General features: G+C 68.5%; 1 protein-coding gene. It reads left to right on the top strand.

Annotation, left to right across the window (positions count from 1 at the left end; all coding sequences use genetic code 11):
• Positions 1-260: glycosyltransferase (locus SB753_RS38560; RefSeq protein WP_410805350.1), on the top strand; the 260-nt coding region annotated here is incomplete at both ends.

Here is a 260-nt window from a genome sequence, read left to right as displayed (position 1 = left end):
GCGGACCAGATTGTCGTGATCGACGGCGGCAGCGTCGACGGCACTGCCGACATTGCCCGCGCGCACGGCGCCCAGGTGATCGAACAGACCGACTGGCCAGGCTTCGGCCCGCAAAAGAACCGCGCGGTGGACGCGCTCAACACCGCCTGGATTCTCTCGCTCGACGCCGACGAGATCGTTTCGCCGGAGCTTGCCGCGTCGATTCGCGCGGCGCTCGCGGCACCCACCGCCGACGTCTATGCGGTAGACCGTCTGTCGAG

Source organism: Paraburkholderia sp. SIMBA_053 (assembly GCF_046534895.1).
GTDB lineage: Bacteria > Pseudomonadota > Gammaproteobacteria > Burkholderiales > Burkholderiaceae > Paraburkholderia > Paraburkholderia caledonica.
The sequence above is the reverse complement of the archived record's forward strand: the minus strand, read 5'-3'. Positions and strand labels throughout refer to the sequence as shown.